Origin of the sequence: Pseudomonas sp. QD4, assembly GCF_049199125.1 — a bacterium.
GTDB lineage: Bacteria > Pseudomonadota > Gammaproteobacteria > Pseudomonadales > Pseudomonadaceae > Aquipseudomonas.
Genome location: NZ_JBLZOM010000003.1, coordinates 379677 through 395690, shown reverse-complemented (window position 1 = coordinate 395690; position 16014 = coordinate 379677). Strand labels below are relative to the sequence as shown.

13 protein-coding genes and 1 pseudogene are annotated in these 16014 nt (G+C 63.1%); 8 read left to right on the top strand and 6 right to left on the bottom strand.

The window, feature by feature from the left end; all coding sequences use genetic code 11:
* Positions 1–27: 27 nt before the first annotated feature.
* Together ACOZJV_RS22165 and ACOZJV_RS22160 are read left to right on the top strand one after the other, a co-directional pair.
* A complete protein-coding gene (locus tag ACOZJV_RS22165; protein WP_020295648.1) occupies positions 28–753 on the top strand; it encodes a response regulator in 726 nt (241 codons plus the stop codon).
* Positions 750–2363: an ATP-binding protein gene (locus ACOZJV_RS22160; protein WP_421548512.1), complete on the top strand. Its 1614-nt coding sequence runs from the start codon at positions 750–752 to the stop codon at positions 2361–2363. Before ACOZJV_RS22165 ends, ACOZJV_RS22160 begins: the two co-directional genes overlap by 4 nt.
* A gap of 42 nt (positions 2364–2405) precedes the next feature.
* Here the strand turns inward: ACOZJV_RS22160 and ACOZJV_RS22155 are convergent, their stop codons facing one another.
* A complete protein-coding gene (locus ACOZJV_RS22155; protein WP_421548511.1) occupies positions 2406–3131 on the bottom strand; it encodes a 4'-phosphopantetheinyl transferase family protein in 726 nt (241 codons plus the stop codon).
* Positions 3132–3376: 245 nt separating this feature from the next.
* Between ACOZJV_RS22155 and ACOZJV_RS22150 the strand changes: the two are divergent.
* The 3 genes and pseudogenes from ACOZJV_RS22150 (at position 3377) to ACOZJV_RS22140 (ending at position 6121) form a co-directional block, all read left to right on the top strand.
* Positions 3377–3978, top strand: a pseudogene (locus tag ACOZJV_RS22150) (hypothetical protein).
* 122 nt (positions 3979–4100) lie between these two features.
* Positions 4101–4778 carry a response regulator gene (locus tag ACOZJV_RS22145; protein ID WP_020295644.1) on the top strand — a complete coding sequence of 226 codons (678 nt, stop codon included), beginning with the start codon at positions 4101–4103 and terminating at the stop codon, positions 4776–4778.
* Positions 4775–6121, top strand: a complete 1347-nt coding sequence (locus ACOZJV_RS22140; protein ID WP_078470828.1) for an ATP-binding protein — start codon at positions 4775–4777, stop codon at positions 6119–6121. Before ACOZJV_RS22145 ends, ACOZJV_RS22140 begins: the two co-directional genes overlap by 4 nt.
* A gap of 10 nt (positions 6122–6131) precedes the next feature.
* Here the strand turns inward: ACOZJV_RS22140 and ACOZJV_RS22135 are convergent, their stop codons facing one another.
* A complete protein-coding gene (locus tag ACOZJV_RS22135; RefSeq protein WP_421548510.1) occupies positions 6132–7130 on the bottom strand; it encodes an AraC family transcriptional regulator in 999 nt (332 codons plus the stop codon).
* A 334-nt stretch (positions 7131–7464) separates the two neighbouring features.
* Between ACOZJV_RS22135 and ACOZJV_RS22130 the strand changes: the two genes are divergently transcribed.
* Positions 7465–8799, top strand: a complete 1335-nt coding sequence (locus ACOZJV_RS22130) for a dicarboxylate/amino acid:cation symporter (protein ID WP_020295640.1) — start codon at positions 7465–7467, stop codon at positions 8797–8799.
* A gap of 150 nt (positions 8800–8949) precedes the next feature.
* Positions 8950–10131 (top strand): CaiB/BaiF CoA transferase family protein, encoded by a 1182-nt coding sequence (locus ACOZJV_RS22125; protein ID WP_421548509.1) that lies wholly within the window; start codon positions 8950–8952, stop codon positions 10129–10131.
* Positions 10132–10144: 13 nt separating this feature from the next.
* Here the strand turns inward: ACOZJV_RS22125 and ACOZJV_RS22120 are convergent, their stop codons facing one another.
* Both ACOZJV_RS22120 and ACOZJV_RS22115 read right to left on the bottom strand, forming a co-directional pair.
* Positions 10145–10639, bottom strand: coding sequence for a SprT family zinc-dependent metalloprotease (locus ACOZJV_RS22120; protein WP_020295638.1), 495 nt, complete (start codon positions 10637–10639; stop codon positions 10145–10147).
* Between the two features lie 162 nt (positions 10640–10801).
* Positions 10802–11404, bottom strand: coding sequence for a Yip1 family protein (locus ACOZJV_RS22115; protein WP_020295637.1), 603 nt, complete (start codon positions 11402–11404; stop codon positions 10802–10804).
* A gap of 271 nt (positions 11405–11675) precedes the next feature.
* Here ACOZJV_RS22115 and ttcA point away from each other — a divergent pair, with 271 nt between their 5' ends.
* Positions 11676–12500, top strand: a complete 825-nt coding sequence (gene ttcA / locus ACOZJV_RS22110) for a tRNA 2-thiocytidine(32) synthetase TtcA (protein ID WP_078470824.1) — start codon at positions 11676–11678, stop codon at positions 12498–12500.
* 10 nt (positions 12501–12510) lie between these two features.
* Here ttcA and ACOZJV_RS22105 read toward each other — a convergent pair whose 3' ends face one another.
* Positions 12511–14055 carry an ArnT family glycosyltransferase gene (locus tag ACOZJV_RS22105; protein WP_421548508.1) on the bottom strand — a complete coding sequence of 515 codons (1545 nt, stop codon included), beginning with the start codon at positions 14053–14055 and terminating at the stop codon, positions 12511–12513.
* A gap of 154 nt (positions 14056–14209) precedes the next feature.
* Positions 14210–15862 (bottom strand): lipid IV(A) 4-amino-4-deoxy-L-arabinosyltransferase, encoded by a 1653-nt coding sequence (gene arnT, locus ACOZJV_RS22100; RefSeq protein ID WP_421548507.1) that lies wholly within the window; start codon positions 15860–15862, stop codon positions 14210–14212.
* Between the last annotated feature and the right edge of the window lie 152 nt (positions 15863–16014).

The following is a 16014-nucleotide window of genomic DNA, read 5'->3' as shown; positions in this document are numbered from 1 at the left end:
TATGTTCTTGGCAAGAAGAGGTCACCCGTGGAGCAAGAAGCCTGGCAGGTATTGATTGTTGAGGACGACCAGCGTCTGGCCGAGTTGACCCGTGAGTACCTGGAGAGCAATGGCCTGCAGGTGGCCATAGAAGGCAACGGTGCGCTGGCGGCGGCGCGGATCATCAACGAGCAGCCGGATCTGGTGATTCTCGACCTGATGCTGCCCGGCGAAGACGGCTTGAGCATCTGCCGCAAGGTGCGCCACCGCTATGACGGGCCGATCCTGATGCTCACCGCGCGTTCCGACGACATGGACCAGGTCATGGGCCTGGACCTGGGCGCCGACGATTATGTCTGCAAACCCGTGCGCCCGCGGCTGCTGCTGGCGCGGATCCAGGCCCTGCTGCGGCGCAGCGAGGCGCCGGAAGCGGCGGTCCCGGAGAAGCAGCGACGCCTGCAGTTCGGCCCGCTGGTGGTCGACAGTGCGCTGCGCGAAGCCTGGCTGAACGAGGCGGGGATCGAATTGACCAGTGCCGAGTTCGACCTGCTCTGGCTATTGGTGGCCAACGCCGGGCGCATTCTGTCCCGCGAAGAAATCTTCACCGCCCTGCGTGGCATCGGCTACGACGGCCAGGACCGCTCGATCGATGTGCGCATCTCGCGCATTCGCCCCAAGATCGGCGACGATCCGGAGCACCCGCGCCTGATCAAGACCATCCGCAGCAAGGGCTACCTGTTTGTCCCTGAAGCCGCCGCCGATATGCCGCTGTGAACTCGATCTTCCTGCGGATCTACGGCGGCATGTGCGCCGCCCTGATCCTGGTGGCGCTGCTTGGCGTCCTGGCCCTGCACCTGCTTAATAATGTGCGCAGCGAGCAGTATCGCGAGCGCCTGGCCCATGGCACGTTTTCGCTGATGGCCGACAACCTGCAGCCGATGAGTGAGATCGAGCGTCGGCGCGTCCTGGCGTTGTGGGAGCGTCTCCTGGGGATTCCCCTGGCCTTGCAGACATTCGCCCAGACCAGCCTCGACAGCGGCCAGCGCAGCCGCGTGCTGCGGGGCCAGGCCCTGGTGGAGCAGACCGGGCCACACGCGGCGCGGGTCTACCGGTTGGTCAGCGACAAGGAACAACTGCTACTGACTGGCGAGGTGCAGCAGATCAGCGAGCAATTGGCGCGCGCGACTATCTACCTGCTGGCCGACGAACTGGTGCGCTACCCGGTCGCCGAGCAACCGCAACGCCTGGCGGACTTGAAGGAAGCCAAGGGTTTTGGTTTCGATATGCACCTGGTGATCCTTGAACAGGCTGACATGGACGAAGACCAGCGCCGCCGCGTCGCCGAGGGCGATACCGTGATGGCGTTGGGCAAGGGGGGCGATTCGATCCGGGTGTTTGCCGGCATGGTTGGCACGCCCTGGGTCCTGGAAATCGGCCCGCTGTATCAGATGAACCCCTATCCACCCGAATGGCTGGTGCTGATCGCCGTCCTGGGCCTGAGCCTGATCGGCTTGATCGTCTATCTCCTGGTGCGTCAGCTGGAGCGGCGCCTGCGCGGGCTGGAGTCAGCGGCGACGCGCATCGCCAAGGGCAGCCTGGAAACCCGGGTTCCCGCCCGCGGCGCCGACTCGATCGGGCGCCTGGCCGCCGCGTTCAACGGCATGGCCGAGCACCTGCAACGTCTGCTGGCGATCCAGCGTGAGCTGGTGCGGGCGGTGTCCCACGAGTTGCGCACGCCGGTGGCACGCCTGCGCTTTGGCCTGGAAATGATCGGCTCGGCCACCACCCCTGTGGCACGGGAAAAGTACATGGAGGGCATGGACAGCGATATCCAGGACCTGGACCGCCTGGTGGATGAGATGCTCACGTATGCGCGCCTGGAGCAGGGTTCGCCGGCGCTGAACTTCCAGCGCATCGACCTTGATGCCCTGGTCAGCCAGGTGATCAGCGAACTGGCGCCGCTGCGGGCCGAGGTCAAGGTCCAGCGCGGGTTGTGCCTGTCGGCCGCCAATTGTGATGACGCCTGGGTCGAGGCCGAGCCGCGCTACCTGCATCGGGCCTTGCAGAACCTGGTGAGCAACGCCATGCGCCACGCCAAATCCCAGGTGACCATCAGCTATCAGGTCGGGCAGGTGCGGTGTCGGGTGGACGTTGAAGACGATGGCCCCGGGGTTCCGGAAAGCGCCTGGGAGCGGATCTTCACCCCCTTTCTGCGGCTGGACGACAGTCGTACCCGGGCCTCCGGTGGGCATGGCCTGGGCCTGTCGATTGTGCGGCGGATCATTCACTGGCACGACGGCCGCGCGCTGATCGGGCGCAGCAAGAGCCTGGGCGGCGCCTGTTTCAGCCTGAGCTGGCCACGCCATCAAGAAGAGAAGCCCTGAAGCAGCAGACCTCAGGCCCGGGGCTCGGGGCTTGTGGGCGTCTCAACCGGGAATGCTGACCAGGCTCAGCAACTGCCCATCCTGCAGCGCAAACTGCGCGTCCAGTTGCGTGCCGTTGCGCCACTCGTTGGACAGGTCTTGCAACAGGCGCAGGCGCACCTGGCCGGCCTCGGTCCACTCCAGCACTTCGGCATGTTCGAAATAGAAGCGCTGCTGGACGATCGGGTACAGCGCCTTGAACAGGCTTTCCTTCACTGAAAAGGTCAGGGTCACCCACAGCGCCAGATGCTCGCTGGGGCCGGCGGCCATGCGCTGCAATTCCGGCGCGGTAAGGATCTCGCCCGCCAGGCGCCGTGCACGCTCGGCATCCAGCAGGTTCTCCAGATCCATGCCCAGGCCGCGCCAGTGCTCCTTGCGCGCCACGATGGCCGCTGCCCGGCCGGTGCTGTGGGTGATCGAACCGCAGATGTGGGTCGGCCATACCGGTGCCCGGTCGTCCCCGATGGGTGGGGTGCAGTCCAGACCTTCCAGGCGTTGCAGGGCGGCGCGGGCACACAGGCGCCCGGCAAGGAACTCGGCCTGGCGCTTGGCGACCGAGCGCTGAATGCTCGCCGGCGGCTCGATGGCGCAGCGCTGGAAGTCGTCCGCCGCCAGTTGCGCGGGATTGAAGTGGGTGCTGAGCAGGACGCTATTGGCCAGCGCCTGGGGCAGCGGCCAGTGGGCGTCGAGTGGGGTGCAGCAGGCGGGCAGGGCGGGGAGAGAATTCATGCCCGGCATTTTGCCGGGTTGCGCGGTTGCGGGGTAGCCCCGGGGGTTGAGGGCGCCTTTGTAAGCTGCGGCGCCCGTGTGGCGTCTGATGACTCATTGCCGCTGTTTTGCGAAAAATAGCTGAAAAAACAGCAGGGTGGATTCGGTTCAGGCCAGGTTCAGAGTGTGTTCAGGGGGAGTTCAGGGGGCGGTGGTTAACCTAGCTCCGTACCCAAAAAGCACATAGCGAATGAGGAAATTCCCTAATGACTTCTATCAAAAAGATGATCCTGGCCTTCACTGTTCTCGGCGCCAGCGCCGCTGCCCAAGCCGCTGACAGCAACTTCGCCGGTCTGAGCTACGGCCTCACCAGCGACAAGGTCAGCAAGTCCAGCCTGCTCAACAAAACCTCGGCCACCCGGATTCCGATGGTGTGATTGCCAAGGACAGCACCTTCGGTGTGCGCTTCGGCCAGTTGAATGACCAGGCCCGCTACTACGCCACTTATGAATATGTTTCGGGCTCGCACAATGGCATTAAACTGCGTCAGCAAAATCTGCTGGGCAGCTACGATATGTTCCTGCCAGTGACCAGCAGCACCAAATTGTTCGGTGGTGCCACCGCCGGTCTGGTCAAAATGACCCAGGAATCGCCAGGCTTCAGCCGTGACAGCGACATCGGTTATGCGGTCGGCGTACAGGCCGGTGTGCTGCAGCAAGTTTCGCAGAACACCTCGGTTGAGCTGGGTTATCGTTACTTGCGCAGCAACGCCAGCACCGAAATGAGCGAGCGCGGCGGCAGCAAGCAGGGTTCGCTGAACCTGGACAGCAGCGCCCAGACCTACCTGTCGGCCAACTACGCGTTCTGACACGTACCTTGGTTTTGACTGACGCCGGATCTGGCCCAAAGGCAGATCCGGCGTTGCCGTATGAGTAATCAGGGGGCCTGAACGCCCTTTGGAGTTGTGGAAATTTTGCCTGGGAGAGCTTTATGAAACTGCTGGTCGTTGAGGATGAGGCGCTGCTGCGCCATCACCTGCAAACCCGGCTCACGGACAGTGGTCATGTGGTCGAATCCGTGGCCAACGCCGAAGAGGCGCTGTATCAGAGCGAGCAGTTCAATCACGATCTGGCGGTGATCGACCTGGGGCTGCCGGGCATGGGTGGCCTGGACCTGATCCGCCAATTACGCGCCCGTGGCAAGACGTTCCCGATCCTGATCCTGACCGCTCGCGGCAACTGGCAGGACAAGGTCGAAGGGCTGGCAGCCGGCGCTGACGACTACGTGGTCAAGCCCTTCCAGTTCGAAGAGCTGGATGCGCGCCTGAACGCCTTGCTGCGCCGTTCCAGTGGCTTTACCCAGTCGACCATCATCGCCGGGCCGCTGCTGCTCGACCTCAATCGCAAGCAGGCATCCCTGGATGAGCAGCCGCTGGCGCTGACCGCCTATGAGTACCGGATTCTCGAATACCTGATGCGTCATCACCAGCAGGTGGTGGCCAAGGATCGCTTGATGGAGCAGTTGTACCCGGACGACGACGAGCGCGATCCAAACGTGATCGAAGTGCTGGTCGGGCGCTTGCGGCGCAAGCTGGAGGCGCCGTCGGGCTTCAAGCCGATCGAGACCGTGCGTGGCCTGGGCTACTTGTTCAATGAGCGCTGCCGATGATTCGATCGCTGCGCTTGCGCCTGATGCTGGCCGCCACCACCCTGGCGGTGCTGTTCATGCTGGCATTGCTGCCGGCCATGCAAGGCGCGTTCAGCCTGGCGCTGCAGGACTCCATCGAGCAGCGCCTGGCCTCCGACGTGACCACCTTGATCTCGGCGGCGCGGGTCGAAGGCAATCACCTGCAGATGCCGATGCAATTGCCGGATGAGCGTTTCAACCTCACCGACAGCCGTTTGCTCGGCTACATCTATGATCGCGAAGGGCACCTGGTGTGGCGCTCGAAAGCGACCCAGGAAGAGAGCATCAACTACAAGCCGCGCTATGACGGGCGTGGCAACGAATTCGCCAGAATCCGCGAAGCCGATGGCCAGGAGTTCTTCGTCTACGACGTCGAGGTCAAGCTGCTGGGCGGTAAAAGTGCGGCCTTCAGTATCGTCGCCTTGCAGCCGGTGCGTGAGTACCAGTTGACCCTGGAAGGCGTGCGGGAAAACCTCTACCTGGGTTTCGGCGCGGCGTTGCTGGTGTTGCTGGCATTGCTCTGGCTCGGCCTGACCTGGGGCCTGCAGGCCTTGCGCCGTTTGAGCCAGGAGCTGGACCAGATCGAAAGCGGCACCCGCGAAAGCCTCAGCGAAGAACACCCGCGCGAGCTGCTGCGGCTCACCGGCTCGTTGAACCGTTTGTTGCACAGCGAGCGCGAGCAGCGCAGTCGATACCGCGACTCGCTGGATGACCTGGCCCACAGCCTGAAAACCCCGCTGGCGGTACTGCAGGGGGTCAGTGAAGACATGGCCCAGCGTCCCCAGGACCGCGACCAGGCCTGGGTCCTGCAAAGCCAGATCGAGCGCATGAGCCAGCAGATCAGCTATCAGCTACAGCGCGCCAGCCTGCGTAAAAGCGGCCTGGTGCGGCACCAGGTCAGGTTGCGTCCGGTGCTTAAGAGCCTGTGCGACACCCTGGACAAGGTGTACCGCGACAAGCAGGTACGGGTCTCTTTCGACCTGCCGGAGCAGTGTTATGTGCCGATCGAGCACGGTGCCCTGCTGGAAATGCTCGGCAACCTGCTGGAGAACGCCTACCGCCTGTGCCTGAGCCAGGTGCGCATCAGCGTGCGCGAAACCCTCGACGGGGCCGAACTCTGTGTCGAGGATGATGGCCCCGGCGTACCACCGGACCAGCGTGCGCGGATTTTGCAACGTGGCGAACGCCTGGACCGCCAGCATCCGGGGCAGGGGATTGGCCTGGCGGTGGTCAAGGACATCATCGACAGCTACGGCGCGCAGCTGACGCTGGGGGATTCCTCCCTGGGGGGCGCGGCATTCCGGATTCACTTCCCGATTATTTGAAGCCGTGGGCTCAATGCTCCTGGGCGCGGTAGGCGCCCGGGGTCAGGCCGGTCCACTTCTTGAAGGCCCGATGAAAGGCCGAGGGCTCGGAAAACCCCAACTGCTCGGCGATCTGTTGCAACGACAGGTCGGCCCGCCCCAGGTGATAGATGGCGATATCGCGCCGCAACTGATCCTTCAACTCCTGAAAACTCGACCCTTCTTCACGCAGGTGCCGGCGCAGGGTCTGTGGGCTGATGTGCAGTTGCCGGGCCACGCTTTCCAGGTCTGGCCAATGCTCGCTGTCGCGACTGAGCAGGCGGCGTAGCTGGCTGTTCAGGCTGTCGCCAGGGTCCGGCCGCGACAGCAGGTCGGCCGGCGAGCGTTCAAGAAAATGCTTGAGGGTCCGTTCGTCCTGCAGCAATGGCAGGTCCAGGTAGCGGCTGTGGAACAGCAGGCTGCTGTGCTCGGCGCCAAACACCAGGGGGCAGGGGAACAACAGGTCGTATTCGGCACCGTGCCCGGGCCGGGGGTAGCTGAAGGTCGCCTGCTCCAGGCGAATCCGTTGGCCGACCAGCCAACTGCCGAGGCGATGCCAGATCACCAGCAGGCTTTCGCTGAGGAAGTGATCCGGGTCCCGCAGTTGACTGTCGTCCAGGCTCAGGCGGGTCATCTCGCCTTCACGACTGAGGCTCAGGCGCGGGGCCTGCGGGAATAGGCTATAAAATAATAAGCCGCGATTGAGCGCCTTCCCCAGGGTCCGGCAATGAATCAGCGCGTGGCACATCATGGCGAAGGTGCCGCGCTTGCTCGGTTCGGGCGCGAACCCCAGGTATTCATCATCCAGCGCTTGCCAGAGCAATTGCAGCAAGCCGCTGAACTGCTCGGGGGCGATGCGTGCCCTGGGCTCGTTGAGCAGTTCGGCGCTGATGCCCACCTGTTGCAGCAGCGCCGAGCAGTCATGGCCACGCCGACGCGCGCCGCCAAGAGCGGCACGGGCGAAATGACTGGCGATGGTGCGTTCGCGCATGCGGGCTGATCCGTCCATTGAGTGGCGGATGGTAGTCAGCGGGCGCAGGTCGGACAAGGCGGATATCCGCCAAATTGTAGGACGAGCGAGGGGCAATGGGCGGAAATCCGCCATGTCGAGCCCCGGCCAAGAATCCGAGTGTTGGGTTGTGACCCTGATGTCTAAAGGCCTCCAGGGCATTTTCAGCAAGGTGGCACGGGCTTTGCGATAAGGCCGATAGAGATGCCTGCGCGCAGCTCGACAAAACAAATCCCTCCAGTGCAGGAGGGTTCGCACTTTAGGCGTCGTGTGCATCGATGGATGATGTTCACCGGGGCTTTTGAGGAACTTTGCAATGACGACTCGTCAGCCACTGTACAAATCCCTGTATTTCCAGGTGATCGTTGCCATCGCCATCGGCATCCTGCTCGGTCACTTCTACCCGCAGACCGGCGTCGCCTTGAAGCCGCTGGGTGACGGGTTCATCAAACTGATCAAAATGGTGATCGCCCCGATCATCTTCTGCACCGTTGTCAGCGGTATCGCCGGCATGCAGAGCATGAAATCGGTCGGCAAGACCGGCGGCTACGCGCTGCTGTACTTCGAGATCGTCTCCACCATCGCGCTGCTGATCGGTCTGGTCGTGGTCAACGTCGTTCAGCCGGGCGCCGGCATGCACATCGACGTCGCTACCCTCGACGCTTCGAAAGTCGCTGCCTACGTGACGGCCGGTGCTGACCAGAGCATCGTCGGCTTCCTGCTCAACGTGATCCCCAACACCATCGTCGGCGCTTTCGCCAATGGCGACATCCTGCAAGTGCTGATGTTCTCGGTGATCTTCGGTTTCGCCCTGCATCGCCTGGGTGCCTACGGCAAGCCGGTGCTGGACTTCATCGATCGCTTCGCCCACGTGATGTTCAACATCATCAACATGATCATGAAGCTCGCGCCAATCGGTGCCCTGGGCGCCATGGCATTCACCATCGGTGCCTACGGTGTTGGCTCGCTGGTGCAGTTGGGTCAACTGATGATCTGCTTCTACATCACCTGCGTGCTGTTCGTGGTGGTGGTACTGGGCGCCATCTGCCGCGCTCACGGTTTCAGCGTGCTGAAACTGATCCGCTACATCCGTGAAGAGCTGCTGATCGTACTCGGTACTTCCTCGTCCGAATCGGCTCTGCCGCGCATGCTGATCAAAATGGAACGCCTGGGTGCCAAGAAGTCGGTAGTCGGCCTGGTGATCCCGACCGGTTATTCCTTCAACCTCGACGGCACGTCGATCTACCTGACCATGGCGGCCGTGTTTATCGCCCAGGCGACCGACACCCACATGGACATCACGCACCAGATCACTCTGCTGCTGGTGCTGCTGCTGTCCTCCAAAGGCGCTGCGGGCGTGACCGGTAGTGGCTTCATCGTGTTGGCGGCCACCTTGTCGGCGGTTGGTCACCTGCCGGTGGCCGGTCTGGCACTGATCCTGGGTATCGACCGCTTCATGTCCGAAGCCCGTGCCCTGACCAACCTGGTGGGTAACGCCGTGGCCACCCTGGTGGTTGCCAAGTGGGTCAAGGAACTGGACGAAGACAAGCTGCAGGTCGAGCTGGCTTCCGGTGGTCGTGGTATCTCCGACACCCGTGAAGAAGATGACCTGGGCGTGGCCGAAGGCCCGGCGCCAAGCATCCTCAAATAAAGCTGTGTGTTAATGAAAAACCCGCTGCGGCGGGTTTTTTATTGCCCGCATTTCGAGCGCAAGCGTCAGCCCGCCTGAGCGTTGCGGTAATTGCCGGGTGGGCATCGGCTGCCTACTCTGTGGGCAGTCGATCTTGAGTCAGGAGGGTTCATGCACGGTCCGTTGGCGACACTCAAAGTTCTGGATTTCTCCACCCTGCTGCCGGGGCCCTTCGCTTCGTTGCTGCTGGCGGACATGGGCGCCGACGTAGTGCGCATCGAGTCACCGACCCGCATGGACCTGCTGCGGGTGCTGCCACCCCATGATCATGGGGTCTCCGCCAGCCACGCTTACCTCAACCGCAACAAGCGCAGCCTGGCCCTGGACCTCAAGCAGCCGGAGGCGCTGGAAGTAGTCAGGCAACTGGTGCTGGATTACGACATCGTCCTCGAACAGTTTCGCCCGGGGGTGATGGAGCGCCTGGGCCTGGGGTATGAGGCATTGAAGGCACTCAACCCGAAGTTGATCTACGTCTCGATTACCGGCTACGGCCAAACCGGCCCCTACCGGGAGCGTGCCGGGCACGATATCAATTACCTGGCCCTGGCCGGTCTGGCCAGCTACACCGGGCGCCAGGACAGCGGGCCATTGCCGCTGGGGATTCAGGCGGCGGATATTGCCGGTGGTTCGCTGCACGGCGTGATCGGTCTGTTGGCGGCGGTGATCGCCCGTCAGCACAGCGGCGTCGGGCAACACCTGGATGTGAGCATGACCGACTGCGCCTTCAGCCTGAATGCCATGGCCGGCGCCGGTTATCTGGCATGTGGCGTCGAGCCGCAGCGCGAGGATCAGATGCTCAATGGCGGCAGCTTTTACGACTACTACCGCAGCCGTGACGGTCGCTGGTTGTCGGTGGGCAGCCTGGAGCCCGGATTTATGCAGGCCCTGTGCGACGCCTTGGGCCGGCCGGAATTGGCAGCTCAGGGCCTGTCGCCCAGGCCTGAGCAGCAGCAAGCCTTGAAACAGGCGCTGCAGATCGAGTTCGAGAAGCGCGACTTTGCCGAGCTCTGCGAGTTGTTTGCCGCCCTGGATGCCTGTGTCGAACCGGTCCTCAGCTTTGCGGAAGCACTGGAGCACCCGCAGTTGCAGGCGCGGCAACTGGTCAGCCAGGTGCCCCGTGGCGATGGCAGCACGCAGGCGCAGATGGCCTGTCCGCTGAAGTTTTCCCAGGGCTTGCCCGAGCCGCGGCATATCGGTGCTGCGGTCGGCGCGCATTCCGAGCAGGTGCTGCGGGAGTTGGGCTACAGCCCTGAGCGTATCGACCAGCTACGCCGGGCCAAGGTGACTCTGTAGCCGCAGCCGGGCCTCATTCCACCCGCATTTCACCGCTAAACACCAGGGTGTGCCGGCAGCGTCGGCACAGGTAGCGCCGGCCCTGGCCGACCAGGCTGTGACGTTGGGCGGAAAACGGGAAGTCGCTGTCGGCACAGGGGCAGCGGTAGATATAACGGGTCACGCGACGCCGCTGGATCTCATAGGTGTGGCAGCGGTTGGGCGGCAGTTCGTACACGCCGCGCATGATCAATTGCCATTCTTCGCCATGGGGCTGAATGCGTTCGCCGAACAATTGATGGGCGATCAGGTGCGCGACCTCATGAGCCACGGTCTGCTTGAGGAAGTCTTCGGTGTTTTCCCGGTACAGCTGCGGGTTGAAGCGCAGCAGGTTCTCGTGCAGGTGCGCCACGCCGGCCTTCTGGCCACGCAACTTGAGGCTGACCACGGGACGTTTGAAAGGTCGTTTGAAAAAGGATTCAGCGAGTTGGAAACAGTCTTCGACGCGGGTATTGAGTTGCTCGGGCATGCTTAACGGCTCTCCAGAGGTGTCGAGTATGCCGCAAAGCCCGGGGTTTCCGAATCGTTCAGGCGCCGAATGGTCATGCCGGCCCACCAATTAGAAGGCCGCCTTGCGGCGGCCTGTGTTGGCAGATCTGGTTTTAGGAAATGAATGGCGTCTGTTACTGCCTCAGTTGGTGTAGACCGGGCCGACACCCAGGCCCCAGACGATCACGGTAAACGCCATGATCGCCACCAGCACGACCAGCCCAACGGCCAGTACCGAGCTGGAAAACAGAAAACCCTCGTCCGATGGAATGTTCATGAAGGTCGGCAACCCCACATACAGCAGGTACACCGTGTAGCAGATAGCCGCCGTGCCGATGATCATGCCCAGCCACATATGCGGGTACAGCGCCGCCAGGCCGCCGACGAACAAGGGCGTCGCGGTGTAGGTGGCAAAGGCGATGCAGCGGGCCAGGCTTGGGTTGGCGTCGTAGGTGCGGGCCATCCAGTGCACGAAGGCGCCCATGACGGCCACGCCGCCGAGCATGGCCAGGTAGGACATGATGGTCATCCACAGTGCGCTTTCCACGGTGAGCATCACCGGGGCTCGACTGCCGATGACCCAACCGACCTGGGTGGTGCCGATAAACGCGGAAACGGCCGGTATGGCCGCGAGAATCAGGGTGTGGGTGAGGTACATGTGGCTGATGCTTTCTTCCTGGTCGCCACGGATTTCTCGCCATTCTTGATCAGGGTGGGTGAAGAGGCCCACGACGTGATGGATCATATTCAGTCACTCCTTTGTTATTGCCATCGCCCCCCAGCGGAGCGCCTACGGGCCAATAGGCCAAGTAAGTAAAGGTCTGTATGTGTGTGCGACCTTATGTCGCAGTATAGGAAGGACTCGCTGGCGTGGCTGCGGGGGGTTAGAGCAAATCGCGCTGTAAAGGGAATGCGTAATCGCCGAAGAGTCTTGGCCGCTGCAGCTCTTCGCCCAGCGCGGATTTTTTGCGTAAAATACCCGGCTTTTCGTCACACACTTCGCGGATTCCAGCGCCATGGGCACTCTTACGGTCAACCAGAACAAACTGCAGAAACGCCTGCGTCGCCAGGCGGGCGAAGCGGTCGCCGACTTCAACATGATCGAAGACGGTGACAAGGTCATGGTCTGCCTGTCCGGCGGCAAGGACAGCTACACCATGCTCGATGTGCTGCTGCACTTGCAGAAGGTGGCGCCGATCAAGTTCGACATCGTTGCGGTGAACATGGACCAGAAGCAGCCGGGCTTTCCCGAGGATGTGCTGCCGGCCTACCTCAAGACCCTGGGCGTGGAGTACCACATCGTCGAGAAAGACACCTATTCGGTGGTCAAGGAGCTGATCCCGGAAGGCAAGACCACCTGCTCGCTGTGCTCGCGCCTGCGTCGCGGCACGCTGTACACCTTTGCCGATGAAATCGGCGCGACCAAGATGGCCCTCGGTCATCACCGCGACGACATCATCGAGACCTTCTTCCTCAATATGTTTTTCAACGGCTCGCTCAAGGCCATGCCGCCCAAGTTGCGGGCCGATGACGGGCGCAATGTGGTGATCCGGCCCCTGGCCTACTGCAACGAGAAGGACATCCAGGCCTACTCCGACCTCAAGCAATTTCCGATCATCCCCTGCAACCTCTGCGGCTCCCAGGAGAACCTGCAGCGCCAGGTGGTCAAGGACATGCTTCAGGAGTGGGAGCGCAAGACCCCGGGCCGCAGCGAAAGCATCTTCCGCAGCTTGCAGAATGTGCAGCTGTCGCAGTTGGCCGACCGCAACCTGTTCGACTTCACCAGCCTGCGCATCGATGAAACCGCCGCCTCGCGTTTCGTCAATGTGCTGAACCTCTGAACCCCAGCCGTCAAGGCCGGGCTCGGGGCGCGGCGTCGGGGATGTATGCCAGGCTGCCGAAATCCCGGGCATTGAACAGGCGTTCACCGTTGTCCGGCAGCGTGCGCAGCACCTGGTGATCGGCCTGCAGGTAGCCCAGGGGCAGGGGCTCGCCATTGTGGTACTGGGCCAGGATCAAGGTGCGTTGCGGGTCCCAGTGCTGGCCGCTGGTTTTCTCCAGCCAGGCCATGAACCCTGCGCTATCGCCGTCGCGGGGGAAATCCTGGGTGTCCTGTAGGTAGTAGAACGGCGCGCCGTGATTCTGCAGGTACAGCGGCAGTTTGTTATCGACCTCCACCATCACCACTCGCCATTGGGCCCAGGGTGCCTGTTTGTCGGCCTCGGCCCGCACCGCCTGGGCGAACTGCATCACTCCGCCACCGCCATTGGTCCAGGGGTAGAGCACCCCCAACACCAGCAGCATGACCCCGGCAGCCGCCGCAAAGCCTTTGCTCCAGCCACGCCCGCCGACCTGTCCGGCGGCTCGGCGCTGGGCAAGGCGTCGGCTCAGCCACCAGGCCGCGAGTAACTGGGCAAAGGGCACCAGCGGCAATACGTAGTAGCTGCGGCGACTGCCGCTGGCGGTGAAAAACAGCATCAGCAGGCCCAGGCCCCACACCAGCCAGCGCGCATTGGGCTCGATCTGCCGCCAGTGGCGCAGGGCGACCCATAGACCGAGGATCCAGCACGGCGCCCAGGGCAGGGTGTAGACCGGCAGGTAGATCAGGTAGGTGTAGAGCGGGCCGACATGGTCGAACGGGTCGAAAAAACGCACCAGGTTTTCCCGCAGCACCAGGCTCAGGCCGCTGTCGCCCACGGTCGGCTGGCCATACAGATGCGAGAGCAGGAACGGCAACATATAGACCAGCCCGGCCAGCAGCAGGGCCAGGCACAGCCGCAGATTGAGGTGACGCTTCCAGCGCCCGGCGCTCATCAGGTGTGGCAGCAGCACCAGCCCGGGCAAGATGAAACCGATCAGGCCCTTGCACAGCGAAGTGGCCGCCAGTATCAGGAAAAACCCGCAATAGCGACTCAGGCGGGTGTCGTCCGGCCCCCGCCAGTACCACCAGACCGCCGCCAGCACCCCGAACAGGGTCAGAATGTCGGCCGTCGCCACCCGGGCCCAGAAGGCAAAGTAGAAGGTGGTCGCCAGCATCCAGCCGGCAATCAGCCCGGTGCCCTGGCGAAACAAGCGCTCGCCAAGCGAATGGATCAGCCACACGCTCAGCCACGCCGCGATCACCGACGGCAGGCGCAGCGACCAGTTATCCAGCCCGCCGAACAGCCCGCTGCTGGCGGTAATCAACCAGTAGGAAGGCAGCGGCTTGTCGTAATAGGGCATGCCCTTGAGGTACGGGTCGAAGTAATCGCCGCTTTGCAGCATTTGCAGGGCAATGTTCGCCCAGCGGGTTTCCGGCCCCCACAGCTCGCGGCTGCCCAGGCCGAGCAGCAGGATCAAAGCGCTCACACCCAGCAGTAGCGCCAGGGCCTTGTGCTGATTAAGGCTGCGTTGCATGGGGATCGCTCCGTGGTTGGACCCGCGCCAGTTTCAGTGGCTCACAGGCGAATGCCGTCCGGCCGGTTATGGCAAGCAGGGGATTGTGCTCAGTGAGACGAGTGATCAGGCGGTCAGCGCCGTTGGGCAGGCGCTGACCGTGGGACGACCGGGCTTATGGCGGGCTCTGGGGGAAGATCAGGATCACCAGGTTGCCTTGCTCGTAGCGTTTGCCGCCCAGGGGCAGGCGCTCGACTTCCTGGATCTCCTGCACGTCGTTGACCCGCATGACCACGCCTACCGAGCCTCGCTTCAGGGCTTGGCTCATCCAGGGCTGGATCTGATCCAGATCGATCTTGCGCGGGCTCGAATCCGGGTAGTCGAGGCCGTACCTGAGCTCACCGGCGGTGTTGTACAGCGCCACGTCCGGACGTTGCAGGCGCCAGGCCAGGGCCGACGCCGCCCCCAGGTCATTACTCAGCAGGGTGCTGGTCTGGCGCAGTTGCTCCAGGTGCTGGTTGATGAACTGGTCCGGCATCTTGTTGTGCACCACGCTGGCGGGCATGCCGGGCGGCAGCAGGGCCACCAGCAGCAAGGTCCCCAGGGCCGGCGCAGCCCACAGCGCCAAGGGGCGCGAGGCGGCCAGCAGGTTGGCGATGATCCAGCCCATCAGCATGATGAACACCAGCGACAGGGCGAGCATTTCGTCATGGCCATACAGCGGTTTGCTGACCTGGATGTAGATCAGCCCCACCAGGGCGCCGACACCGATCACCAGGTTGAGCAAGGCATTGATACGCAGCGCCCGGCCTCGGGCCTGATTGAGCCGATCAATCAGGGTCGCCCCCATCAGCAGGGCCAGTGGCAGCAGGCAAGGCATGATGTAGGTCGGCAGCTTGCCGCGGCTCAGGCTGAAAAAGGCCAGGGGCAACAGCAGCCACAGCAAAAGAAAGCCAATGCCGGCCTGGCGTTTGTCTTTCCATGCCTGCAGCAGGGTGTTCGGCAGCAACGCTGCCCAGGGCAGGCTGGAGACCACCAGCAGCGGCAGGTAGAACCACCAGGGGCGGGTGTGCTGCGCGTCCTCGGCGGCGAAGCGGCGAATATGTTCATGCCAGAAGAAGAACCGCCAGAAGTCCGGTTCGTGGGCGTGGATGCTCAGCACCCATGGCAGGCAGACCAGGGCCGCCACCAGCACCGCCAGCGGACCGAAGCGCAGCAGCTCGGTGAAGCGCCGCTGCCAGACCATGTACGGCACGGCGATCAGCACCGGCAGCAGCCAGGCCAGAAAGCCCTTGGTCAGAAATCCCATGCCGCAGGCAAACCCCAGCGCTGCCCAGGCCGACAGGCGTTCGCGCAGGGTGGGGCCCTGGAGGGCAAACCACAGAGCCACCAGGCTCAGGTTGACCCACAGGGTGAACTGCGGGTCGAGGTTGGAGTAGCCGGCCTGCCCGGCAATCAGGCCGAAGCTCATGTACAGCAGCGCCGCCGCGAAACTCTTGCGCGGGTCATTCCACAAGCGCCGGGCAAGCAGATAGGCCAGCAGGATGCTCAGCCCGGTACTCAGCGCCGAAGCGATGCGCACCCCGAACAGGTTGTCGCCGAACACGGCCTGGCCAATGGCGATAAACCAATAGCCGGCAATGGGTTTTTCAAAGTAGCGGATGCCCATGAAATGCGGGGCGATCCAATCACCCTTGAGCAGCATTTCCTGGCTGATCTGGGCATAACGGGTTTCGTCCGGAATCCACAGGCCATGGGTGGTCAATGGCAACAGGTAAAACACGGCGAAGGCTAAAAACAGCAGCGGTAGCGCCCAACGTCTGGTCATGCCCCGCACTCCTGTCGCTGGAGGTGGGGTGATGCCCGTTCCTTGGGCCTGGGGCGTAGAGTCATGCGCATGTCTGTCCTCGGTGTTGGGGGGCAGGTGATGGATCTGAGGTGCATTGGCTAATAAAGTACACGCCGCGAAAAAAGCAACTA